This window comes from Actinomadura sp. NPDC049382, assembly GCF_040677125.1.
Classification (GTDB): Bacteria; Actinomycetota; Actinomycetes; order Streptosporangiales; family Streptosporangiaceae; genus Spirillospora; species Spirillospora geliboluensis.
In genome coordinates this window covers 1-22,747 of sequence record NZ_JBFARO010000016.1, presented here as the reverse complement: position 1 = coordinate 22,747, position 22,747 = coordinate 1, and the positions used below count along the sequence as shown (strand labels likewise).

The following is a 22,747-nucleotide window of genomic DNA, read 5'->3' as shown; positions in this document are numbered from 1 at the left end:
CCTCATGACGGCAGCACGGCGTCCGCACCGTGCTCCCCTACGTGCTCGCCGGCGTACTCGTCGGCGCCGAAGTACGCCGCCTCGACGTCGGCGCGCCGGTCCAGCAGCGACCTCGCGGAGCCCTCCAGCACGACCCGGCTGTGGTTGAGGATGATGCCGCGGTCCGCGACGGACAGGGCCAGCTCGATGTGCTGCTCGACGAGCACCAGCCCGATCCCCTCCTCCGCGGCCAGGTCCCGGATCGACGGCAGCATCTCCTGGACGATCTTCGGCGCCAGGCCGAGGCTCATCTCGTCGATCATGAGCACCTTCGGCCGGGCGAGGATCGCCTTGGCGATGGTGAGCATCTGCTGCTCGCCGCCGGACAGCAGCCCGGCGCGGCGCCCCTGCAGCCCGCGGAGCGCGGGGAACCGGTCCAGCACCTGCTCCTCGCGCTCGCGGTCCTGCCGCCGGTGCGCCAGCCGGAAGTGCTCGCGGACGCTGAGCCCGAAGAACACGCCCCGGTCGTCGGGCACGAGCACGACGCCGCGCCTGGCCAGCCGGTGGGTCCGCTTGGGCTCGACCTTCTCGCCGAGCGCGCGCACCTCGCCCGACATCGGCGGGACGAGCCCGACGATCGACAGCAGCGCGGTGGTCTTGCCCGCGCCGTTCGGGCCGAGCAGGGCCACCACCTCGCCGGGCGCCACGTCGAAGGTGAGGTCGCGGACCGCCTGGACGCCGCCGTACCCGGCGGTGAGGTTCCGGACGCTGAGCACGGGATCAGGCATCTGCTTCCTCCATCGGGGAACCGAGGTAGGCGGTCGCGACCGCCGCGTCCACCCGGGCCTCCGCCGGCGTGCCGGTGAAGATCACCTTGCCGAACTCCATGACGTAGACGACGTCGCACACGTTCAGCACGAGCGACATGTCGTGGTCGATGAGCAGCACGCCGGGGCCGGACGCCGCGATCTCGCGGACCCGGCGGCCGAACGCGACGCTCTCGTTGCTGTCCAGGCCGGCGGCCGGCTCGTCCAGCAGGAGCAGGTCGCACCGCCCGGCGAGGGCGCGGGCGACGCCCACCAGCTTCTGCTGGCCGAGGGTCAGGTCGCGGGCGAGCACGGAGCGGACGCCGTCGAGCCCGACGGTCTCCAGCGCGCGGTCGACCGAGCGGCCGACGCTCGTCCGGCCGAAGACGTCGCGCAGCAGCGTGCGGAAGCCGACCGTCCGCGCCGAGACGAGGAGGTTCTCCTCGACGGTGAGGTTGCCGAACAGCTCGGCCGACTGCCAGGTGCGGGCGAGGCCCGCGGCCTTGCGGCGGTGCGGCGGCATCCCGGCGAGGCTCCGCCCGTCCAGGGTGATCTCGCCCTCGGCGGGGGTGAAGCCGGTGACGGCGTCGACGAAGGTGGTCTTGCCGGCGCCGTTCGGCCCGATGAGGCCGACGACGGAGCCGGGCGGGACCCGCAGGTCGATGCCGTCGTTGGCGACGACGCCGCCGTAGCGGACGGTCAGGGCGCGGGTCCGCAGCCCCTTTGCGCGATCAGGCATGACGGCCGACCTCCTCCCGGACACCGCCGGGCGGCGGGCCCTCGACCACGGGCGTCCCGGGCGCGCTCGGCGCCGGGCGGCCCGCCAGCTTCCGGCGGACCCACGCGATCTGCTCCTCGGTCTTTCCGGCGATGCCCGCCGGGTTGAGGATCGCGGTGAGGATCAGCGCGATCCCGCTGATGAGCGCGTAGTAGTCGCCCATGTCGAACCACCGGTGCATGGCGGTGTAGACGAGCCCCAGCGGGCCGATCATGCCGGCGACGATCGCGCCGCCGAACGAGGTGATGCCGCCGAGGTAGGCCATCGCGAGGATCTGCAGCCCCACGAACACCGAGAACGACTCGGCGGAGAGCTGGCCCTGGCTGTAGCCGAGCAGGCAGCCGGCGACGCCCGCGATGAACGCCGACAGGCCGAAGCCCATCAGCTTCGTGCGCCGCACGTCGATCCCGGCCGAGGCGGCGGCGCGCTCGTTGGCCCGAACGGCCAGGAACGCCCGCCCGGTGTCGCCCCGGGCGATCCGGACGAACAGCAGGATCACCAGCGCGACGATCACCAGCACCAGCAGCGAGAACTCGACCCGCGCGAGGTCGCGTCCCTCCCGCACGGCGAAGCTCACGCCGAACAGCTCCGGGTCGGCGATCGGGTTCCCGGTCGGGGGCGTCAGGCTGTAGTTGCCGAACACGAACCGCTCGATGGCGAGCGCCGCCGCGATCGTCACGATGGCGAGCTGGACGCCGCGGATCCGGAACGCCGGCAGCGACACGGCCATGCCGAGGCACGCGGCGGCCAGCGCGCACAGCACGATGGCCAGCGGGAACGGCATGTTCCAGGCGTCGGTCAGCTTGGCCAGGGCGAAGCCCGCGGCGCCGGCGAACGCCGACTGCGCGAGCGAGATCTGCCCGAGGTAGCCGGTGATCAGCACGTAGGACAGCGCGAGCAGCGTGATGATCAGCGAGCTGGTGAGGGCGAAGCGGTAGGTGTCGTCGAAGGCGAACAGCAGGCCCGCGGCGGCGCCCAGCAGGAGCAGCGCGGGGACGGGGCGGACGCGCGGCACCGCCACGTCCGGCAGCCGCACCGACTGCAGCGACCCCCGGGCCGGCATCCGCCGTCCGAGCACGAACAGGATGACCATGATGACGGCGAACGGGACGACCTGGTCCAGGCCCGACTTCGCCCACTCCGGCCACCAGCTCTTGGTGGCGATGAGGCTCAGCTCGGACTGGAAGACGCCGAGCGCGATCCCGCCCGCGCCGACGAGCGCGATGGACTCCAGCCGCGCGATCAGCAGCACCGCGAGCGCCGGCACGATCATCACGGTGTAGTTCGCCGGGCTCAGCCCGGTGAGCGTGCTGGCCAGCAGCACCCCGACCGTGCTGACGAGCGCGCCGAGCACCATCGCGACGAGCGCGAGGCGGTTCGGGTCGAGGCCCATCAGCACGGCCCCGCGCTCGTTCTCCGACGCGGCCCGGGTGGCGGCGCCGGCGTGGCTGAACCGCAGGTAGGCCCAGACCCCGGCGGCCAGCGCCAGCATGATCGCCGCCATCACCAGCTCGCGCACCGACAGGGACGCGCCGAGCAGCTCGATCTCCTCGCGCGGGATCGGCGACTCGACCTTGACGTTGTTCGGCCCGAACCGGATCACCGCCAGCGCCTGCAGGCCGATCATGAGCCCGATCGAGACCACCACCTGGGCGAGCACCGGCGCGTTCCGCACCGGCCGGAACACCAGGTAGTGGACGAGGACGCCGAGCACCGCCGCGCACAGCAGCCCGATGAGCAGCGCCGGCAGGATCCCCACCTCGTCGCCGAGCTGGACGCTGCCCACCGGCAGGACCAGCAGCCCGTCGTCGACGAGCGTGGCGAAGACGTAGGCGCCCCACATCGCCATCGCGCCCTGCGCGAAGTTGATGATGCCGGTCGCGCGGTACACCAGCAGCAGGCCGGTCGCCAGCCCGATGTAGACAGCCGCGAGCCCGAGGCCGAGCACCGCGAACTCCAGATACGTGGTCACCCGCGTCTCCTCGCATCCGCCATGGTTCGTGTCCGTCCCGTCGTGGAGGGTGCGGGGGTCATCCGCCGGCCAGGCCCGCCGCCTTGAAGGCGAGGTGCTTGGCGCGGTCCATGTCGTAGTGGCGCCGGGTGACCAGCCGCTGCGCGAACAGCCCGCCGCCGGACTGGATGTTGGTCACGTGGTGCCAGCCGCCGTAGGCGTCGGCGGTCGTGTCGCGGATCGCGTGGAAGAGCCTGGTGCGGTACTCGCCCCCCACGTCCTTCCCGGTCGACATGTACTTCTCCAGGAAGGGGCGGAGCGTCCCGTTGTCGAAGTCCGCCATCGAGGGCGCGGTCAGGACGGCGCCTCCGGCGATGTCGTGCAGGTGGCGCACCATGCGGCTGAACTGCGTCGCGCCCTGGTACTTGGTGACGTTGGTGTACATGTCGTCGGGGTAGTAGTACCCCTCGGGCGTCGCGTGCGCGTGCAGGAGCGCCGCCTCCAGGCCGGCCCGCAGCAGGGTGGCGTGGATGATCATCTCGTCGATCTTCTCCCGGACGTGCGAGATCCGGTGGGTGCCGTTCGCCTCGGCGATCAGCTGCGCGAGGCCCACCAGCTCGTCGGCCTGCTCGACCATGAAGGCGGTGCCGCCGAGCCGCTCCCACAGCCCGAGCGAGTGCGCGAACACCGCCGCGTGCTCCACCGGCCCGTCGAGGAAGACGTGCTCGTTGGGGACGAAGACGTCGTCGAAGATGCACATGCTGTCCGGCACGCTCTTCTTCGAGCTGACCGGGAAGTCCCGGTCGTCGCCGCCGCTCGGGTGGTAGGTGGTGTTGGTGATGTGCACGCCCGGCGCGTTCACGGGGATCGCGCAGGCGATCGCGTAGTCCTCCTCGCCCGGCTTCATGGTCTTGGTGGGCATCACCATCAGGTGGTGGCCGAGCGCGGCGGCGCTGATGTGCAGCTTGGCGCCGCGCACCACGACCCCGTCGGGGGTGCGGCGGACGACGCGGACGTAGGCGTCGGGGTCGTCCTGCTTCGCCGGCGCCTGGCTGCGGTTCCCCTTGGCGTCGGTGATGCATTCGGTGATGCGGATGTCATCTTCGAGTGCCTTCTTGATGTAGGCGTTGATCCGCGGGAGGTACTCGGGCGCGGCCGACTCGATGCGGGAGGAGGCGACGATCAGCGTCATGACCGACTGGTACGTCACGTTGAGGAGCAGGTCCATCTCCAGCAGCTCGGGAATCTTGTCCCGCAGCTCGGCGGCACTGCGCGGCGCGGTGATGACCGGGTTCCGGGCGCCCGGCTCGGCGGAGTAGTACTTGTCGTATCCCTCGGCGGCCACTTCCATCGGAACCGCCAGGGCGGGTTCGGTGGCGAAATCCTCGATGAGCCGCCCCTCGAAGTAGACCTTGCGGCCGTCCTTGAGCGAGTCCTTGTACTGCTGCCCCGTCATCATGCTGGGGGTCCTCCTCCTGTGCGAGGCAACGCCGCCCGCGCGGCGCTCGTGCGGTGCCGGGCCGCCCCGGCCGAACGTCTGTCAGCCGCTTGAACATGACGTCGTCGTCATAAAGCGGACCTTGTCACGGCCCTTCCCCGGGTGTCAAGGGTCACATTTTCGTCGGACCGGAACCGCGCGCCCCGGGGACGCGGGCATGCCGGAGCGCGCCGCGACCAGCGCCGATCGCGGCCGCCGGGCGGTGCTTCCGGGCGGTGCTTCCGGGCGGTGCTTCCGGGCGGTGCCTCCGCCGGGTCACTCCCAGGTGCGCAGCTCCCGCTTGAGGATCTTGCCGCTGGCGTTGACCGGCAGCGCCGGGACGAACCGGAACTCCGCCGGCACCTTGTACTTGGCCAGCCGCTCGGCGCAGTGGGCGGCGAGGTCCTCGGCCGTCACCCGCGCGCCCTCGCGCGGCTGCACCCACGCCCGGACGATCTCGCTCCAGTGCTCGTCGGCGACCCCGACGACCGCGCTCTGCACGACGTCGGGATGCTCGGCGAGCACGGACTCGATCTCGATCGGGTAGATGTTCTCGCCGCCCCGCACGATCATGTCCTTCTTGCGGCCGTGCAGGTAGAGGTAGCCGTTCTCGTCGGCGTAGCCCATGTCGCCGGCCCGGAACCAGCCGCCGCGGGTGGCGCGCTCGGTCTCCTCGGGCATGCCGAGGTAGCCGTCGAACAGCATGTCGCTGCGGGTGGCGATCTCCCCCACCTCACCGGGCGGCACGTCGCGCAGGTCGTCGTCGACGATCCGCAGCGCGACGCCGTACGCGGGCTTGCCGATCGAGCCGAGCAGCTCGGGCCGCCCGTCCAGGGCGCGGCGGTGGTCCTCGGGCCCGAGCAGCGCCTGGAGGCCCGCCTCGGTGCCGGCGCCGAAGGCGTTGAGGAAGTCGCATTTGAAGGTGTCCATCGCCCGGCGCAGCAGGGACGGCGACATGGCGGCGGCGCCGTAGTACATCAGCCGCAGCCGCTCGTAGTCGTGGTCGTGGACGTCGTCGAGCTGCAGGATCGTGCTGATCATCGTCGGCACGAGGAAGACGCCGGTCAGCGTGTCGGCGGCCAGGTGGTCGAGCGTCACCCGCGGGTCGAACTGCGGGACGATCAGCGAGGTGAAGCCGTAGGCGACCCCCGCGAGCAGCTGGCAGATCCCGGTGATGTGGAAGGCCGGCGCGGCCGTGTAGCGGACCTCCTCCGGCAGCATGCGGAACTCGATGATCTGCTCGGTGACGATCGCCTTCATCATCCGCTGCGACTGGAGCACGCCCTTAGGCAGGCCCGTCGTGCCCGAGGTGAAGGCGAGGCCGATGACGTCGCGGTCGGACGCCACGACCGGCGGCTCGGCCTCGGTCCCGGTCGCGATGAAGTCCTCGTAGTCGGAGGACGCCTCGCCGGGGCGCTCGTCCAGCGCGAGCATGAGCTTGATCCCGTGCTGCTCGTCGAGCCCGTCGAGCAGCGCCGCGTACCGCACGTCGTAGAAGAGGGCCACCGGCTTCGCCCGGTCGACCAGGACGTCCACCTCCGGTCTGCGGAGCCGGTAGTTGAGCGGGACGTAGACCGCGCCGAGCTTCGTCGCGGCGAGCACGATCTCGACGAAGCGGTGCGAGTCCAGCGCGAAGATCGCCAGCCGGTCGCCGCGGCCGACGCCGTTGCCGCGCAGCGCCGACACCAGCCGGTTCACCCGGGCGTTCGTCTGCGCGAAGGTGTGCTCGCCGCCGTCGGCGAACAGGAAGCTCGCCCGGTCGGGGTGGTTGCGGGCGGTGAGCGCGATGCCCTCGCCGAGGCTGATCTCCATGCCCGCGCTCACAGCCGCTCGATGATGGTCGCGTTGGCCATGCCGCCGCCCTCGCACATCGTCTGCAGGCCGTAGCGCCCGCCGGTGCGCTCCAGCTCGCACAGCAGCGTCGCCAGCAGCCGGGTGCCCGACGAGCCGAGCGCGTGGCCGAGCGCGATCGCGCCGCCGTTCGGGTTGACCTTCGCCATGTCGAAGCCGGTCTCCTTCTGCCACGCCAGGACGACGGACGCGAACGCCTCGTTTATCTCGACGATGTCGATGTCGTCGGCGGAGAGGCCGGAGCGTTCCAGCACCTTGCGGGTGGCGGGGATCGGCGCGGTGAGCATGGCGATCGGGTCGTCGCCGACCACGGCGAACGAGTGGAAGCGGGCGCGCGGCGTGAGGCCGAGCCGGCCCGCCGCCTCCTCCGACATGATCAGCACCGCCGAGGCGCCGTCGGTGATCTGCGAGCTGTTCGCGGCGGTCACCTTGCCGTCGGGCAGGAACGCGGGCTTGAGGGCGGCGAGCTTCTCCGCCGTCGACTCCCGGATGCCCTCGTCGGACGTCAGGTCGGTGCCCGTGCGGGTCACCTCCCGGGTCTCCGGATTCCAGGTCCGGGCCTCGACGGGCAGCAGCTCGCGGTCGAAGCGCCCGGCGTCGCGGGCCGCGGCGGCGAGCCGCTGGCTGCGCAGGCCGAAGGCGTCCAGGTCCGCGCGGCTGAGCCCCCACCGGTCGGCGATGAGTTCGGCGCTCAGCCCCTGGTGGACGAGCCCTTTCCGGCCGTGGGTCTCGACATGGGCGTAGCGGGCCATGGCGAGCGGCCCGAACGGGTCGCCGCCGACGCCGGACGCGCCCATCGGCGTCCGCGTCATGACCTCGACGCCCGCGGCGACGACGATGTCGTAGGCGCCGGCGAGCACGCCCTGGGCGGCGAAGTGCGCGGCCTGCTGGCTCGACCCGCACTGCCGGTCGATCGTGGTCGCGGGAACGCTCTCGGGCCACCCGGCGGCGAGCACCGCCGAGCGGCCGATGTTGACGCTCTGGTCGCCCACCTGGCCGACGCATCCCATGATGACGTCGTCGACGCGGGCGGGGTCGAGGCCGTTGCGCCTCGCCAGCGCCCGCAGGACGGTGCCGGCCAGGTCGGCGGCGTGCCATCCGCCCAGGGAACCGTTGCGCCTGCCGCCCGGCGTGCGGACGGCGTCGACGATGACCGCGGATCCGACCATGCCACTCCCTACTTTGAAGTTGACGTCGGCCTCAGGCTAGATACACGGTTCGGAAGGTGTCAACGGTCACACCGTCTGGATGAACTTGACGTCGTCCTCGGCCTCGGCTCCGGCACGGCGGGACTGTCCCCCGTGCGAGCTACCGGCGATTGTCAACCGCGCGGTGATGATCTGGCGGGGTCGAATCCCTAGCGTTCTCAATGTCGAAAGCAACACCCGATCCGCGAAATTCCATTCGTGGCGAATTCGGCCACGCAAAATCACCGCCGGACCATTTTCCGGCATTCGGCTTTCCCTTGGAGGACGTCATGATCCGCGCTTTCACGAAGACCGCCGCGATCGCGGCCTGCTGCGCCGTCGCCGCCGCCGGGCTCACCGGCTGCGACGGCGTCCCCGACTCGGACGCCTTCCCGTTCGACTCCCCCGCACCGCGCAAGACCGCCGACGCGTTCACCGGCACCAAGAAGATCAAGGTCGGCGGCCGGTCGGTGAACGTGTCCTGCGCGGGCGCCCCGGTGAAGGACGCGCCGATGATCGTCCTGATGGCGGGGCTCGGCGACGGGCTCGGCAAGATGGCCGCCCTCCAGAAGACCCTGAGCAAGGAGAACCGGGTCTGCTCCTACGACCGGCTCGGCGCGGGCGCGAGCGACCGGCCGGAGGGCCCGCAGAGCTTCGCCGACACCGGGAAGGTGCTGACCGGCGTCCTCGACCGGGTCGCCGGCGACGGCCGGGTGGTCCTCGCCGGGCACTCGCTGGGCGGGATGATCGCCGCCAGGTACGCCCCCGGCCACAGGGACCGCGTCAAGGGGCTCGTCCTGATGGACGCCACGTCCCCGACCTCGGTCGCCGACATCAAGGGCGCGATCCCCGAGTCCGCCACCGGCCCGGCGGCGCAGCTGCGCGCGCAGACCCTCGCGGTGGACGCGGGGCAGAACCCCGAGCGGCTCGTCATCACCGATGAGAAGGTCCGCTCCGCCGGGAACATCCCGGCCGAGGTGATCCGGCACGGGAAGCAGTACCTCGCGGCCGTCCCCGAGTACGGGCCGGCCCTGGAGCGCGGGTGGACGGCCGGCCAGCGCACGTGGCTCGGGGTCTCCGCGCGCGCCAGGCTGAGCACCGCCGCCGGCAGCGAGCACTACATCTACGTCGACCGGCCCGACATCGCCGTCACGGCGATCCAGCGGGTCACCGCGCAGGCCGCGACGGCGGCGTGACCCGTGCGGGATCATGGGCCCATGCCGCCCAGCGAGGTTTCCGAGCGCGAGGCCGAGGTGCTGGCCGCCGTCGGCCGGCACCTGACGAACACCCAGATCGCGAGCAGGCTGCACATCTCGGTGCGGACGGTCGAGAGCCACGTCTCGTCGCTGCTGCGCAAGTACGGGGTGGCCAACCGGCGTGAGCTGGCGATCCTCGCCGCCGAGCGGCAGGAGGACACGGCCGGCGGCGCGGCGCGCTCCGTCGCCGGGCTGCCCGCCGCCCGCACCTCCTTCGTCGGGCGCGGCGAGGAGCTTGCGGAGATCGAGGCCGCCTCCGGCCAGGCCCGGCTGGTGACGCTGCTCGGCCCCGGCGGGGTGGGCAAGTCGCGGCTCGCGGCGGTGGCGGCGGCCGCGTCCGGGCAGGGCGGCGCGTTCGTCGACCTGGTGCCCGTGCGGGACGGCTTCGTCGAGCACGCCGTGGCGGCGGCGCTGGACGTCACCGAGAGCCCGCGGGCCGAACTCCGCACGGTGATCGCCGGGCGCCTCGGCCGCAGCCGCACGCTGATCGTGCTCGACAACTGCGAGCACCTGCTGGACGCGGTCGCGGGCTTCGCCGACCGGATCCTCGCGGCCTGCCCCGGCACCCGGATCCTCGCGACCAGCCGCGAGCGGCTCGGCGTCCCCGGCGAGCGGATCGTCCGGGTGGGGCCGCTGCCGCTGGCCTCGCACGCCGAGGCGCTGTTCACCGACCGCGCCCGCGCCGCCGACCCCGATTTCGCCGCCGGCCCGGCGGCGGTCGCGGAGATCTGCGCCCGCCTCGACGGCATGCCGCTCGCGATCGAGCTGGCGGCGGCGCGCAGCGCGGCGTTAGGCGCGGACGGCGTGCTGGCCGCCCTCGACGACCGGCTCCGGCTGCTCGCGGGCGGGCGCGGCGCCGACGCCCGGCACCGCTCGCTGCGCGCCGTCCTCACCTGGAGCCACGACCTCCTCGACGCGGAGGAGCGCGCCCTGTTCCGGCGGCTGGCGGTGTTCGCGGGCGCCTTCGACCTGGCCGCGGTGCTCGCCGTCGCCCCGGGGACGGGCGCGGGGGCGGCGGCCGACGTGCTGGGCCGGCTCGTCGACAAGAGCCTGGCCGGCAGGGCGGGCCCGGCGCGCTGGCGGCTGCTGGAGACGGTCCGCGCGTTCGCCGCCGAGCAACTCGCCCTCAGCGGTGAGGAGGCGGACGCACGGAGCCTGCACCTGGCATGGTCGTCCGGCGTCGCCGCCGAGCTGGCCGCCCGGGACGGGGACGTCCGGGCGGAGTTCGACACCGCCGCCGACGACCTGCGCGCCGCGCTGGCCGCCGCGCCCGCCGATGCCGGGGAGGTCGCGCACGGGCTGGCGCGGTCGCTCGGCCGGCTCGCCTACCGGCGCCGGTTCCCGCGCGAGGCGCACGGGCACTTCCTGGACGCGGCCGAGCGCGCGGGGTCGCCCGGCGAGGCGTCCGCGGACCTCAAGAGCGCGGCCGACTGCACGCACGTCATGCCCACCGGCGGGCACCGCCACTACGAGCTGCTGTGCACGGCCGCCGACCGCGCCCGCGACGCGGGCGACGGGAACGCCGAGGCCGTGCTGCTGGCGACGGCGGTCGTCACCACGGCGCGCAATCCCGGCTGGTACGCGGTCCCGCAGGCGGAGCTGAGGCGGCTGGCGGAGCGCGCGGAGGCCGCCGGCGACCAGGACGATCCGGTCGTCGCGGCCTGGCTCGCCGCCGCCCGCGCGTGGACGGCGCCCGCCGCACCCTACAGCGCCGACCCCGCCCTGGCGGAACGGGCCGTCGCGCTGGCCCGCGCGGCGGGCGACCCGGTGCTGGTCAGCGCCGCGCTCGACGCGCTCGTCAGCGCCGCGCTGCGGGCCGGGCGGCTGCGCGAGGCGCACCGCGTCGCCCGCGACCGGCTGGACCTGCTGGCCGGCCTCCCGCTCGCCGACCCGCGCTGCTCCGCGGAGGTCGTCGACATCGTGCACGTGGCGGTGAACTGCGCCTTCGCCGCCGGGGACCTGCCCGCCGCGCTCGCCGCCGCCCGGCCCGCGCTGGCCGACGACCTGCTCGGCGACCTGCTCGGCGACCAGTACTACCTCTCGACCAACAACCTGATCCTGCCGCTGGCGCTGAGCGGCGCGTTCGACGAGGCGCTGCGGCACGCGGACGACGCCTGGGAGAGCTGGCTGCGGGCGGGACGGCCGGAGAGCGGCATGATGCAGCCGGTCGCCGTCGGGCCCGCGCTCGTCCACGGCCTGCGCGGCGACCGTGAGCGGCACGCGATGTGGCGGGCCCGCACGTCCGGGGAGGCGACCGGGCAGGTGTTCGACCACGCGACGCTCGCCGGTTTCGCGGACGCCCTCGTCGCCGTCCACACCGGGCGCCTCGACACCGCCGCCGGCCTGGTCGGCGCGCTGTTCTCGGACGCGACCAACCCGCTCTACGCCGGATACGCCCACGCGGCCGGCGCCGAACTCGCCGTCCTGGCGGGCCTGCCGGACGCGGCGGCCCGGATCGACGCCGCCGAGCCCGCCGCCGCCGAGAACGCGTGGGGCGCCGCGTGCCTCGCCCGCGCGCGGGGACGGCTGCACGGCGATCCCGCCGAGCTGGCCGCCGCCGTCGAGGGCTGGGAGCGCATCGGCGCCCGGTTCGAGCGGGCGTCCACGCTGCTGCTCCTGCCCGGCCGCGAGGACGAGGGCCGCGCCGAACTGGCCGAGCTGCTGGAACGCCGATAGCGCACCCCCGGTCGGGAGGTGCGCCATCGGCCGTGCAGGTCAGGCGGTGAAGAACCCGCCCACCGCCGCACCGATCGACTCGGGGTCGACCTGGCCGTGCGCCTGCCCTTCCAGCCACTCCAGACGGGCGTCCGGGAGCAGCCCCGCCACCGCCTGCGCGGCGTCGCGCATCCGGTCGGTGCTGGCCGAACCCGCCAGCACCAGCGTCGGGACCGCCACCGTGGACAGCCGCTCCGGGACCGGTCCCGCGCCGACGACCGCGGCCTCGTAGGCGAGCGTGTGCGCGACGTCCTCGATCTGCGGCCAGAACGGCTGGGCCTTCATGCCCGCCACCGCCTCGGGCGGCATCTCGGCACCGGCGGTGAGGAACAGTTCGACGGCGTCCCCGCGCCGCCCCTGCTCGACCAGCGCGCCCAGGTCCTTCGCGGACGGCAGCGAGCCGCCCGGCGCCGTGACGTACGGCGGCTCGAACACCGCGAGCCTGCTGATGGGCGCGCCCGCCGCCGCCGCCTCCAGCGCCAGCGCGCCGCCGGACGACCCGCCGAACACCAGCGCCGTGCCGCCGGCCGCCTCGATCAGCGCGGTCAGGTCCTCGATCTCCCGCCGGACGTCGTACGGGGCGGTGTCGCCGCTGTCGCCTCGGCCGCGCCGGTCGTAGGTGTAGACGGTGTGCGTCGCGGCCAGCGCCCCGGCGATCCCGGTCATGATCGGGTCGCTGCGGGTGGAGAACGCGCCCTGGACGAGGACGACCGCCGGTCCCGCGCCGACGCGGTCGTAGGCGATGGACGTGCCGTCCGCCGAGGTCGCCGTGCGGTGCCGGGGCCGGTAGGTGAGCAGCACGATCCCGTCGCCGCCCACCGGCCGGGACTCCACCAGCCGCAGCTCCGCGGCTTCGGCTCCGTCGCCGAAGAGCCGCTGCCCGCCGCCCAGCATGACCGGGTGGACCAGCAGCCGGTACTCGTCCACCAGCCCGCGCTCGGCCAGCGCCTGGACGAGCCGGGCGCTCCCGTTGACCAGGATGTCCTCGCCGGGCTGCCGCTTCAGCTCGGCGACGTCGTCCAGCGTGATGACGGTCGTGTTGTCCCACTCCGGGTCGTCGAGCGTGCTGGAGACGACGTACTTGGGCATCCGGTTCATCGTGTCCGCGAACTCGCCGGTCTGCCGCGGCCACGCCTGCGCGAAGCCCTCGTAGGTCGTCCGGCCCAGCAGGAGGGCGCCGGCGGAGCGGACCTCGTCGGCCTTGAGGGCGTCGCCCTCCTCGCCGCGGTCGAACCGGAAGGCCCAGCCCAGCTCGCCGGGCCTCTCGATGACGCCGTCCAGGGTCGTGAACTCGGAGACGATGATCTTCCTCATGGTCGTTCCCTTTCGGATGGGGTGCGGATGGATAGATGAGGTCAAGCGGTGCGGGTCCGCCGGGTGCGGGCGCCCGTCCCGGCGAGGAGGGGCAGCAGCATGAGCGCGGCCGTCAGGCCGAAGGCGGCCGGGTACCCGGTGCGGACGGCGAGGAGGCCGAAGCCGGTGGCGCCGAGCGTCACCGCCACGGGGTTCGACACCGCGACCAGCAGCGCGATGCCGCTCGCCGCGATCACAGCCCCGGCACGAGCTGCCGCGACGCGACGGCCGGCGTCCCGCAGGCGACGCCGTGGACGCCGAGGCCCTCGCCGCGCCGCTCGGCCGGGACGATCGAGGCCACCAGCGCCCCGCCCAGCACCACCGCCACCGCGAACCCGGCGCCCCGGACCAGGCACGCCGCCAGGACCATCGGCATCGATCCGGCCGCCGCCAGCACGAGCGCCGGCGCCCCGAGCAGCACGAGCCCGGTCCCGAAGACCGCCCGGTACCCGAAGCGGGCCGTCAGGCGCGGGACGGCGAACTCGGCGGCCACGGTCGCCAGCATCATCACGCCGGTGGTCAGCCCGGCCCCGACGCCGCCGGCCCCGATCGCGTCCGCGTAGCGGGGCAGCGCCGAGAACAGCAGGTAGAAGCTGGTGGACGAGCCCACTCCGGCGAGGAGCACCAGCACGAACGCCCTGCTCATCAGCCGGGGCCGGGCTGCGGCGCCCGTCGCGGCGTACATCGTGGTGGCGGTCATCGGGTCCTCCTCGGCGGTCGTCCGACTGCTGAGCAAGCGTCGCCGCCGGACCCACGGAGCGGCATCCGTGCCCATCACGGATCCACCACGGACGGCCCCGCAGACACGGACGCGCCGGTGGCGTCCCCCCGAGGGACGCCACCGGCGCGGGCGGTGCGGTTACTTGCAGATCGCCGTTACTTGCAGATCGCCGTGTCGACCAGCTTCGAGATCGTCGTCATCTTGTCCATCGCGTCCTTCAGCATGGCCTCCTCGGAGTCCTGCTTCGCGATGATCGCGCCCGGCAGCGCGTTGACGACCACCGTGACCTCGCGGCCGTCGGTGGTCACGCCGCCCCGGGACTCGTAGCCGTGGATGTCGCCGCCGTGGCCCCAGATCTTCGTGCAGGACAGCGTGGTCTGGTCGAGGCCCAGCCCGAACACGGTGTCCGGCATGTCGCCCGGCGACTCCATCGTCTTCTGCATCTCCGCGAGTTGCGCGGCGGGCATCAGCTTGCCGCCGACCACGGCGGTGAAGAAGCGGTTGAGGTCGCGCGGGGTGGAGACCACCATGCCGGCCGCCCCGGAGATCGACGGGTCCATCTCGGTCGCCTTCTTCAGCGTGCCGCCGGGTGGCGCGATGTACCCCTCCATCCGGGGCTTGCGGACGCCGGTGTCGCCGGGCTTCGGCCAGTAGGTCTGCTTGAGGCCGATCCGGTCGATGACCCGTTCGGTGACCGCCTCGCCGACCGGCCTGCCGGTGATCTTCTCGACGAGCATCCCCGCGAGGACGTAGTTGGTGTTGCTGTACTCGCGCTTCTTCCCGACGGGGAACGACGCCTTCATCTTCAGCGCGGGCCGGAGCAGGTCCTCGGCCGTGTAGGTCTTGGTCGGGAGCGTGTCGGTGGTCGGGACGAGGGCCTGCGTGTAGTCGGGGATCCCGCTGGTGTGCCCGAGCAGGTTCCGGACGGTGATGCTCTTGCCGTCCCAGTCCGGGCCCTTGGCGACGCCGGGCAGGTAGGTGTCGATCGGCTCGTCCAGCTTCGCCTTCCCCTCCCCGATCAGCTGCAGGACGGTCGCGGCGACGAAGCTCTTGGTGTTGCTGCCGACGCGCACGTACCCGTTCTTCGGGGGCGCGTCGCCGGTCTCGCGGTCGCCGGCGCCGGCCGAGTAGTCGCGGACCTTCCCGTCCGCACCCTTGACGGAGACCAGCACGCCGGGGAACCCGGCCTTCACCACCTTCTGCATCGCGGCCACCACGGCGACCTCGTTCTTGGCCGTGCCGATCTCCGCCTCGGCATCGGCCTTGTCGCCGGTGGCGCAGCCCGCCAGGCCGAGCCCGGCTGCCACCGCCACCGCGGCGAGCTTCACCGGCCTCCTGCGGCGCGCGGACAGGACGCCGGGACGAGCGGCGGGCGGGAAATACTCGGACACCTTTTCTCCTCAAAACCACCGGGTTCGGTGGGAGCGGGGGGCGTTTCTCTGGAAAGCCTCAAGAATGGCGGCCCGCAGGTGCTCGATTCGATAACGCGCACTGGAAGAAACACGGTGTAGCCAGCACCACCGCCCCGGTACAGCGGGCACGACCGGGCAGGCGGCTCCCCTGGGACTGGTAGCGCCTGCACTACCGCCGCATGGGCAACTGGCTGCATTGCCGCGGGTGAGGCGCCGTTCCTAGCGTCGTGGGGCACTCGAACGAGACCGATCCCCCCGGAGGACTGCTCCCGATGTCAATGCCCCCCGTGGACGACGTCGTCCACATCGAACGCGTCAGCAAGACGTACGGCGACGAGAATCCCGTCGTCGCGCTCGCCGGCGTCGACGCCCGGTTCCGCCGGGGGACGATGACCGCGGTGATGGGGCCGTCCGGCTCCGGGAAGAGCACGCTGCTGCACTGCGCGGCCGGCCTCGACCGGCCCTCCTCGGGACGGGTCATGATCGGCGACACCGACCTGTCGACGATGTCGGAGAAGGAACTGACGATGCTGCGCCGCAGCAGGATCGGCTTCGTGTTCCAGGCGTTCAACCTGATCGGCGCGCTCACCGTGGAGCAGAACGTCCTGCTGCCGTCGCGGCTGGCGGGCGCCCGCCCGGACCCGGCGTGGGTCACCGAGGTGATCGAGCGGGTGGGGCTGGCGCACCGGCTCGGGCACCGCCCGGCGGAGCTGTCCGGCGGCCAGCAGCAGCGGGTCGCGATCGCCCGCGCGCTCGTCACCCGGCCCGAGGTGATCTTCTGCGACGAGCCGACCGGCGCGCTCGACACGACGACCGCGGCGGAGGTGCTCGCGCTGCTGGGCGCGGCCGTCGAGCAGTCCGGTCAGACGATCATCATGGTGACGCACGACCCGGTCGCCGCGTCCTACGCCAACCGGGTCATCGTGCTGGCGGACGGGAAGATCGTGCGGGACATGCCGCAGCCCGGCGCCCCGCGCATCGCCGAGGAGCTGGCGATGCTCGGCCGCCGCAAGCCCGTCGCCGCCCGGGAGGGCTGAGCGGTGCTGCTCCTCGCCTTGCAGATGCTGCGGTACCGGAAGGGCACGTTCGTCGCGACGTTCCTCGCGCTGTGCGCCGGCGTCCTGGTCCTCACCGTGTGCGGCGTCCTCACCGAGTCGGGACTGCGGTACAACGGCCTGCCGCAACGGTATTCGGACGCGCTCGCCGTCGTCGCCAAGCGCGACCTCACGGTGGCCGGTCCCGAGAAGTTCGGGGAGCGCGAGACCACGAGGCTCGTGCTGCCCGAGCGCGGCGGCGTCCCCGAAGCGCTCGTCGCCCGGATCGCCGCGGTCCCCGGCGTGAAGCAGGCCGTCGCCGACCGGTCGATCACGGTCGCCCTGCCGGCGGCGCCGTCCGTCCCCGCGCTGGGCCACGGCTGGGCGAGCGCCGCGCTCGGCCCGCACCGCATGGTGTCCGGCGCGCCGCCGCGGGCCGACGACGAGATCGCGGTGGACGCCCGCCTCGCCGCGGCCGGGAAGCTGAAGCCCGGCGCCACCGCGCGGCTCCTCACCGGCGGGGCCGTCCACCCGGTCCGGGTGAGCGGCGTCGTCGACACCGGCGACGCGGAGGGGACGAGCGCGGCGCTGTTCTTCACCGACGCGCGGGCCGCCGCGCTCGACCCGCACCGCGGTCGCGTCGACGCGGTCGGGGTGCTCGCCGCGCCGGGCGCCGACCGGGACGCGGTGACCGCGAAGGTCGCGCGCATCGCGGACGCCGCCGGGGCCAAGTCCTACACCGGCGACGAGCGGGGGCTCGCCGAGGAGCCCGAGGCCGCCGCCGCCAAGGAGATGGCCGTGCAGGCCGGCGCCGCGTTCGCCGGCTACGCCGTGATGATCATCGTGTTCGTCGTCGCGGCCACGGTCGGGCTCTCGGTGCGGCACCGCCGCCGCGACATCGCCCTGCTGCGGGCCATCGCGGCGACCCCGGCGCAGGTGCGGCGGCTGATCCTCGGCGAGGTGGGGATGCTCGCCGCGCTCGCCTCGGTCGTCGGGGTCCCGGCCGGCTTCGCCGCCACCGTCTGGATCCGGAACCGGCTCGTGGACCGGGGCTTCGTGCCCGAGTCGTTCGAGGTGCGGGGCGGCGCGCTCGCCGCGCTCGCGTCGATCGCCGCCGTGGCCGTGGTGGCGCTGCTGTCCGCGCTGGTCGCCGCGCGCCGCACCACCGCGATCCGGCCCACGGAGGCGCTCGGTGAGGCCGCCGTCGAGACGTCCCTCGGCGGGCGGTTCCGGATCGTGTCCGGCGCGGTGTGCCTCGCCGGCGCGGTGGCGATGATCGGGCTCACCGGCACCGCGACCGGGCAGACCGCCATGGGCGTCGCGTTCGGCATGCTCATCGCGTTCGTGCTGGCGGTCGCGCTGCTCGCGCCGTGGATCAACCGGGCCGCCGCGCAGGTCCTCGGCCCGGTCCTGCGGGCGGTCTGGGGCGACAGCGGGTACCTGGCCGCCGCGAACCTGCGCGGCAACGCCCGCAGCATGGTGGCCGTGCTGACCGGGCTCGTCCTGTCCGTCGGGCTGGGCGGCACCGTCTGGTTCCTCCAGGACAACCTCGACCGGCAGACGGTCGAGCAGAGCCGGGACGGCACGATCGCGCAGCACGTGCTGGCCGGCGCCGCCGGGCTGCCCGCGTCGGCGGCGGAGGACGCGCGCCGCGTCCCGGGCGTGCTCGCCGCGACCGGCGTCCGCCGCACCTCGGTCATCGCGCCCACGGACATCGAGCCCATGACGTTCGTCGCGCAGGGCGTCGACCCGCAGGGCGTGGAGAAGACCCTGGACCTCGGCGTCAAGTCGGGACGCCTGGCCGACCTGCGCGCCGGCGCCGTCGCCGTGTCGACGTCCCTCGCCGACCAGAACGACCTGCGGGTCGGAAAGGACGTGAAGCTGTGGCTCGGCGACGGCACGCCGGTCACGCTGCGGGTCGTGGCGACCTACGACCGCAACTTCGGGTTCGGGGACGTCACGCTGGCCAACGAGACGCTCGCCGGGCACACCGCGACCGGGCTGGACGACCACGTCCTGATCCGCACCGCGCAGGGCGCCGACGCGGGCGCCGCGCTGAAGGGGCTCGCGGCCAAGTACCCGGCGAGCACCGTGACGGGCGCGAGCGAGCTCAACGGCGAGCTGGCCAAGGACCTCGCGATCAGCGCGTGGCTGAACAAGATGCTGATCGCCGTCCTGGTCGGCTACGCGGTGCTCGCCGCCGCCAACACGCTGATCATGGCCGGGCTGTCCCGGGCCCGGGAGCTGTCGCTGCTGCGGCTGGTCGGGCTGACCCGCGGCCAGGTGCGGCGGATGGCGTACGCGGAGCAGTCCGTCCTGCTCGGGGTGGCGCTCGCGATCGGCGTCGGGATCGCGGCGATCACCCTGTCCTCGGTCGTCAACGCCCTCGCCGGGCAGCGCGTCCCGTACGTCCCGGCCGCCGGCTGGATCACCATCGTCGGCGGGACGGTCCTGCTCGCACTGGTCGCGACCGTCCTCCCGATCGCGCGTCTGCTGCGGACGCCGCCCGTCGAGGGCATCGGCGTCCGCGAGTAGGGCGGGCGAGCAGGGCGGGAGAGCCCCCGCGTCCCGGCCGCGCGCCGCCGGGACGCGGGTTCCCGCCGCACTGGCTCCTAGGCCCGGCGCCTGGTGTCCTCCAGGTAGCGCAGGACGGCGGCGACGCGGCGGGAGACGCGGTCGGTCGGGGCGAGGTCGAGCTTGGCGAAGATGTTGCGGATGTGCTTGTGGACGGCGCCGTCGGTGACGACGAGCCGCTCCGCGATGGCGGTGTTGCCGAGCCCCTCCGCCATCAGCGCCAGCACGTCCCGCTCCCGGCCGGTCAGCCGCTCCAGCCCGGTGTCGGCGCGGCCCCGCGTGATGAGCTGCGTGACGACCTCGGGGTCGATGGCCGTGCCGCCCTCGGCGACCCGGTGCAGCGCGACCAGGAACTGCTCGACCCGGCCGATCCGCTCCTTGAGCAGGTACCCGAGCCGGTCGGCGCCCCCGGCGAGCAGCTCGCCCGCGAACGCCTGCTCGACATGGGCGGACAGGACGAGGACGGCCAGCCCCGGCCGCCGGCGCCGCGCCTCGACCGCCGCCCGGATCCCCTCGTCGGTGTGGGTCGGCGGCATCCGGACGTCGACGATGGCGACGTCCGGGCGGCCCTCCTCGACCGCGTCGAGGAAGGAGTCGGGGCCGTCGGCGGCGGCCACCACGTCCAGGGACTCGGCGCGCAGCAGCGCGGCCATGCCCTCGCGCAGCAGCGGGTCGTCCTCGGCGATCACGATCCGCACGGCAGCTCCATCCGGAGAACGGTCGGCCCGCCGGGCGGGCTGGTCAGGGCGAGGGACCCGTCGTGCGCCTCGATCCGGCTCCGGATGCCGGCGAGGCCGGAGCCGGCGTGCTCGTCCGCGCCGCCGGCGCCGTCGTCCTCGACGCGCAGCAGCAGCCGGTCGCCGCTGCGGCGGACGACCACGGCGGCCTGCCGGGCGCCGCTGTGCCGGGAGATGTTGGTGAGCGCCTCGGCCGTCACGAAGTAGGCGGTCGCCTCGACGGACACGGCGCAGCGGCCGGGGACGTCGACGTCCACCCGGCAGGGGACGGCGCAGTCGGCGGCGAGGCCGTCCAGGGCGCGCGCGAGCCCGCGGTCGGCGAGGACGGGCGGCAGGATGCCGCGCACGACCCCGCGGAGCTCGGCCAGCGCCTGCTCGGCGGCGTCCTGCGCGCGCTCCAGCAGCGCCTCCGCCTCCGCCGGGTCGCGGGCCAGCGCGCGGCGGGTCGCGCCGACCAGCAGGGAGACGGCGACCAGCCGGCTCTGCGCCCCGTCGTGCAGGGAGCGCTCGATGCGCCGCAGCTCGGTCGCGTGGGCGTCGAGCGCGGCGGCGCGGGTGGCCGACAGCTCGGCGACGCGCAGCGACAGGTCGGCGTCGGGCGGCGGCGCCAGCAGGCGCCGGCCCGGCCACGCCTGCAACCGGGCCGTGGCCGGTCCGACGACCACGAACGCGACGGCCAGCAGGACGCCGAACGCCGCGACCGCGAGGGCGTCGCGCTCCCGGTGCACCGTCCAGAAGACCAGCGTCGGGGCGGCGTTGTCCGCCGGCAGGATCCGCCACCACAGCGGGTACGTGACGTTCTGCAGGGCGTTGACCGCGAGGGTCGTCCCGACGATGCCGAAGAACAGGCCCAGCGTGCCGTGCACCGCGAGCCAGACCAGGTCGCGCCGCAGCACCGGGTCGGTGCGGACGGCCCCCGGCCGGCTCGGCGCGGGCCCCATCGGGATCAGCTCCGGGCCCGACCGGGACAGCCGCGCCCGCTCCCGCTCGGCGACGGCCCGGACGACGCGCGGCCAGACCGGCGCCAGCGGACGGCCGGCGCCCACCGCGTACAGGGGCGCGGCCAGCAGGAACGCCAGCAGGGCCGCGAACGACAGCAGGGCCGTGGCCAGCCCCCAGACGAGCTGCTCGAGCGCGTCCAGCACGGCGCGGGCGTGCCGGACGGCGATCAGCCGCCGGGTCCGCCGGGCGCCGGCCGCCTTCGCGGTGTCCGCCAGAGTACGCACGCGGTGACAGTACGACACCCAAACGATCTTTGCGCCGGGGTCGGCCGGATCGTCTCGGTCAGTGGGACCCGCCGGGCTCGCACCGCGTGCCCGGAGCCGTCCGCTACGCGCCGGACGCGTGCGGTTGCAGCTGCTTGCGCGAGGTCACGTCGAGCTTGGCGAAGATCTTCCGCAGGTGCCACTCGACGGTGCGGGGGCTGATGAACATCCGCGCGCCGATCTCGGGGTTGGTCAGCCCCTCCCGGACCAGCCGGACGATCTGCGCCTCCTGCGCGGTGAGCTCGCGGCCGGTGTCGGCGGCGCGCCGGCGGACGTGCTCCCCGGTGGCCGACAGCTCCCGGGCGGCCCGCTCGGCGAAGGCGCCCATGCCCATGGCGGTGAACGCCTCGTGCGCGGTCCGCAGCTGCTCGCGGGCCGGCCGCCGGTGCCTCCGGCGGCGCAGCCATTCGCCGTAGAGCAGGTGGGCGCGGGCCAGCTCGCCGCGCAGCCGGGTCCGGCCGAGCCGGTCGATCGCCTCCAGGTAGTGCTCCTCGGCGGTGGTCCCGGTGGCGGCGAGCGCCTGCGAGCGCGCGTGGAGCCCGAGCGCCCAGTCGGTCCCGGCGGTCCGCGCGAGGACGCCGAGCCGGCGCAGCGGCGCGGCGGCCCGCTGCGGCGCGCCGCCCCGGACGGCGGCCTCGACGCACTCGGGCAGCACCCACGTCTCGGTGGCGACGTCCGCCGGGCGGTCGCCCGCGCACCCGGCCACGGCGGCCAGGGCGTCCTGGTATCGGCCGAGGCCGTTGCAGAGCACGGCGGTGGCCCAGGCGCCGAGGACGGGCCCGTGCCCGTCGCCGCGGGAGGCGGCCTCGGCGGCGACCGCCTTGGCCAGCGCCGCCGTCCCGGCCTCGCGGCCCTGCCAGGCGGCCAGCATCAGCGCGCCGTAGGGCGACCGCGCGTTCCCGGTCGCCTCCGACACCGTCTCGGCCTCGGCGACCAGCGCCGCCGCGGCGGCCAGGTCGCCGCCGAGCACCTTCGCGGCGATCCGCGCGGTCAGCGCCAGCGGCAGCTCGCCCGCCCGGCCCGTTCCCCGGACGAGCCGGACGTACCGGTCGGTGAGCGCGTCCCAGGTGCCGTAGTCCCACAGCGTCGCGGCGGCCAGGCCGGCGAGCCAGCCCCACTGGAGGCCGTCCTCGTCCGGCAGGTCCGGGGCGCGGAAGGCGTCGGCCGCGGTCCGCAGCGCCGCCGCCCCCGCGGCGAGGCCGTCGGTGAGGCAGCGCGCCATCCCGTCCAGGAGCAGGTCGCCCGGGCGCGGCGGCTCCGGCGGGGGCGGCGCCGACCGCGCCGCCGCTGCCGCCGCCGCGGGACCGCCGCCCGCCGGGCCGCCGCCGAGGATGGCCGCGCCGATCGCCTCCAGATGGGCGTCGCGGGCGAGCGGCGCGTCCTGCGCCCGGAGCCGCCGGGCGGCCGTGAGCAGCAGCGGGGCCGCGGCGCCGGGGTCGGTGGTGACGGCGATCCGGGCGCGCAGCAGCTCGGCCCGGCCGCGCCGGCCCCGGTCGAGCGTGCCCGCCTCGGCGATGGACAGCATCCGCGACGCGGCGCGCGCCGCCCCGGCCTGGTGCGCCGCCCGCGCCGCGGCCAGGGCGCGGTCCCGGCGCCGGGCCGGGTCCGGGGTCAGCTCGACGGCGCGGGTCAGGAACGCCGCCGCCGCGGC

The 22,747-nt window shown here is 74.5% G+C and carries 18 protein-coding genes; 4 read left to right on the top strand and 14 right to left on the bottom strand.

All coding sequences use genetic code 11. The features are described 5' to 3' along the window. Positions 1-2: 2 nt before the first annotated feature. The 7 genes from AB0K34_RS12995 to AB0K34_RS12965 all read right to left on the bottom strand — a co-directional run bounded on the left by AB0K34_RS12995 (position 3) and on the right by AB0K34_RS12965 (position 8,296). Complete coding sequence (locus AB0K34_RS12995; RefSeq protein WP_138637630.1) at positions 3-767, bottom strand: ABC transporter ATP-binding protein; 765 nt, start codon at positions 765-767, stop codon at positions 3-5. Then, entirely contained in the window at positions 760-1,524 is a 765-nt protein-coding gene (locus AB0K34_RS12990) for an ABC transporter ATP-binding protein (RefSeq protein ID WP_138637629.1), read from the bottom strand. Before AB0K34_RS12990 ends, AB0K34_RS12995 begins: the two co-directional genes overlap by 8 nt. Next, positions 1,517-3,535: an ABC transporter permease gene (locus AB0K34_RS12985; protein WP_138637628.1), complete on the bottom strand. Its 2,019-nt coding sequence runs from the start codon at positions 3,533-3,535 to the stop codon at positions 1,517-1,519. The genes AB0K34_RS12990 and AB0K34_RS12985 overlap by 8 nt, the downstream gene beginning before the upstream one ends. A gap of 58 nt (positions 3,536-3,593) precedes the next feature. Further along, positions 3,594-4,973, bottom strand: a complete 1,380-nt coding sequence (locus AB0K34_RS12980; protein ID WP_138637627.1) for a 4-hydroxyphenylacetate 3-hydroxylase N-terminal domain-containing protein — start codon at positions 4,971-4,973, stop codon at positions 3,594-3,596. Positions 4,974-5,267: 294 nt separating this feature from the next. Next, positions 5,268-6,815: an AMP-binding protein gene (locus tag AB0K34_RS12975; protein ID WP_138637626.1), complete on the bottom strand. Its 1,548-nt coding sequence runs from the start codon at positions 6,813-6,815 to the stop codon at positions 5,268-5,270. Further along, on the bottom strand, positions 6,812-8,011 hold the full coding sequence (locus AB0K34_RS12970) for an acetyl-CoA C-acyltransferase (protein WP_301174377.1): 1,200 nt from the start codon (positions 8,009-8,011) through the stop codon (positions 6,812-6,814). The genes AB0K34_RS12975 and AB0K34_RS12970 overlap by 4 nt, the downstream gene beginning before the upstream one ends. 66 nt (positions 8,012-8,077) lie before the next feature. Beyond that, a complete protein-coding gene (locus tag AB0K34_RS12965) occupies positions 8,078-8,296 on the bottom strand; it encodes a hypothetical protein (protein ID WP_138637624.1) in 219 nt (72 codons plus the stop codon). A gap of 23 nt (positions 8,297-8,319) precedes the next feature. Here AB0K34_RS12965 and AB0K34_RS12960 point away from each other — a divergent pair, with 23 nt between their 5' ends. Together AB0K34_RS12960 and AB0K34_RS12955 are read left to right on the top strand one after the other, a co-directional pair. Then, a complete protein-coding gene (locus AB0K34_RS12960; protein ID WP_171069088.1) occupies positions 8,320-9,225 on the top strand; it encodes an alpha/beta fold hydrolase in 906 nt (301 codons plus the stop codon). 21 nt (positions 9,226-9,246) lie between these two features. Then, positions 9,247-11,961, top strand: a complete 2,715-nt coding sequence (locus AB0K34_RS12955) for a LuxR C-terminal-related transcriptional regulator (protein WP_138637622.1) — start codon at positions 9,247-9,249, stop codon at positions 11,959-11,961. Positions 11,962-12,000: 39 nt separating this feature from the next. Here AB0K34_RS12955 and AB0K34_RS12950 read toward each other — a convergent pair whose 3' ends face one another. The 4 genes from AB0K34_RS12950 to AB0K34_RS12935 form a co-directional block, all read right to left on the bottom strand. Beyond that, complete coding sequence (locus tag AB0K34_RS12950) at positions 12,001-13,314, bottom strand: alpha/beta fold hydrolase (RefSeq protein WP_138637621.1); 1,314 nt, start codon at positions 13,312-13,314, stop codon at positions 12,001-12,003. Positions 13,315-13,355: 41 nt separating this feature from the next. Beyond that, the gene (locus AB0K34_RS12945; protein WP_138641701.1) at positions 13,356-13,550 is read right to left on the bottom strand and encodes a hypothetical protein; all 195 of its coding nucleotides are present in this window, start codon (positions 13,548-13,550) and stop codon (positions 13,356-13,358) included. Next, the gene (locus AB0K34_RS12940) at positions 13,547-14,053 is read right to left on the bottom strand and encodes an MFS transporter (protein WP_171069470.1); all 507 of its coding nucleotides are present in this window, start codon (positions 14,051-14,053) and stop codon (positions 13,547-13,549) included. The genes AB0K34_RS12945 and AB0K34_RS12940 overlap by 4 nt, the downstream gene beginning before the upstream one ends. A 176-nt stretch (positions 14,054-14,229) precedes the next feature. Next, on the bottom strand, positions 14,230-15,465 hold the full coding sequence (locus tag AB0K34_RS12935) for a serine hydrolase domain-containing protein (RefSeq protein WP_205719701.1): 1,236 nt from the start codon (positions 15,463-15,465) through the stop codon (positions 14,230-14,232). A gap of 293 nt (positions 15,466-15,758) precedes the next feature. Here AB0K34_RS12935 and AB0K34_RS12930 point away from each other — a divergent pair, with 293 nt between their 5' ends. Continuing rightward, on the top strand, positions 15,759-16,523 hold the full coding sequence (locus AB0K34_RS12930) for an ABC transporter ATP-binding protein (RefSeq protein ID WP_205719702.1): 765 nt from the start codon (positions 15,759-15,761) through the stop codon (positions 16,521-16,523). A 3-nt stretch (positions 16,524-16,526) separates the two neighbouring features. After that, the gene (locus AB0K34_RS12925) at positions 16,527-19,055 is read left to right on the top strand and encodes an FtsX-like permease family protein (protein ID WP_301178097.1); all 2,529 of its coding nucleotides are present in this window, start codon (positions 16,527-16,529) and stop codon (positions 19,053-19,055) included. Positions 19,056-19,132: 77 nt separating this feature from the next. Here the strand turns inward: AB0K34_RS12925 and AB0K34_RS12920 are convergent, their stop codons facing one another. From AB0K34_RS12920 to AB0K34_RS12910, 3 genes are all read right to left on the bottom strand, one after another. After that, positions 19,133-19,792, bottom strand: coding sequence for a response regulator transcription factor (locus tag AB0K34_RS12920; RefSeq protein ID WP_301178096.1), 660 nt, complete (start codon positions 19,790-19,792; stop codon positions 19,133-19,135). Beyond that, on the bottom strand, positions 19,780-21,057 hold the full coding sequence (locus AB0K34_RS12915; RefSeq protein ID WP_240808086.1) for a sensor histidine kinase: 1,278 nt from the start codon (positions 21,055-21,057) through the stop codon (positions 19,780-19,782). The genes AB0K34_RS12920 and AB0K34_RS12915 overlap by 13 nt, the downstream gene beginning before the upstream one ends. A 103-nt stretch (positions 21,058-21,160) precedes the next feature. Next, the coding region (locus AB0K34_RS12910; RefSeq protein ID WP_364547947.1) for a LuxR C-terminal-related transcriptional regulator at positions 21,161-22,747 on the bottom strand (1,587 nt) is incomplete at its 5' end.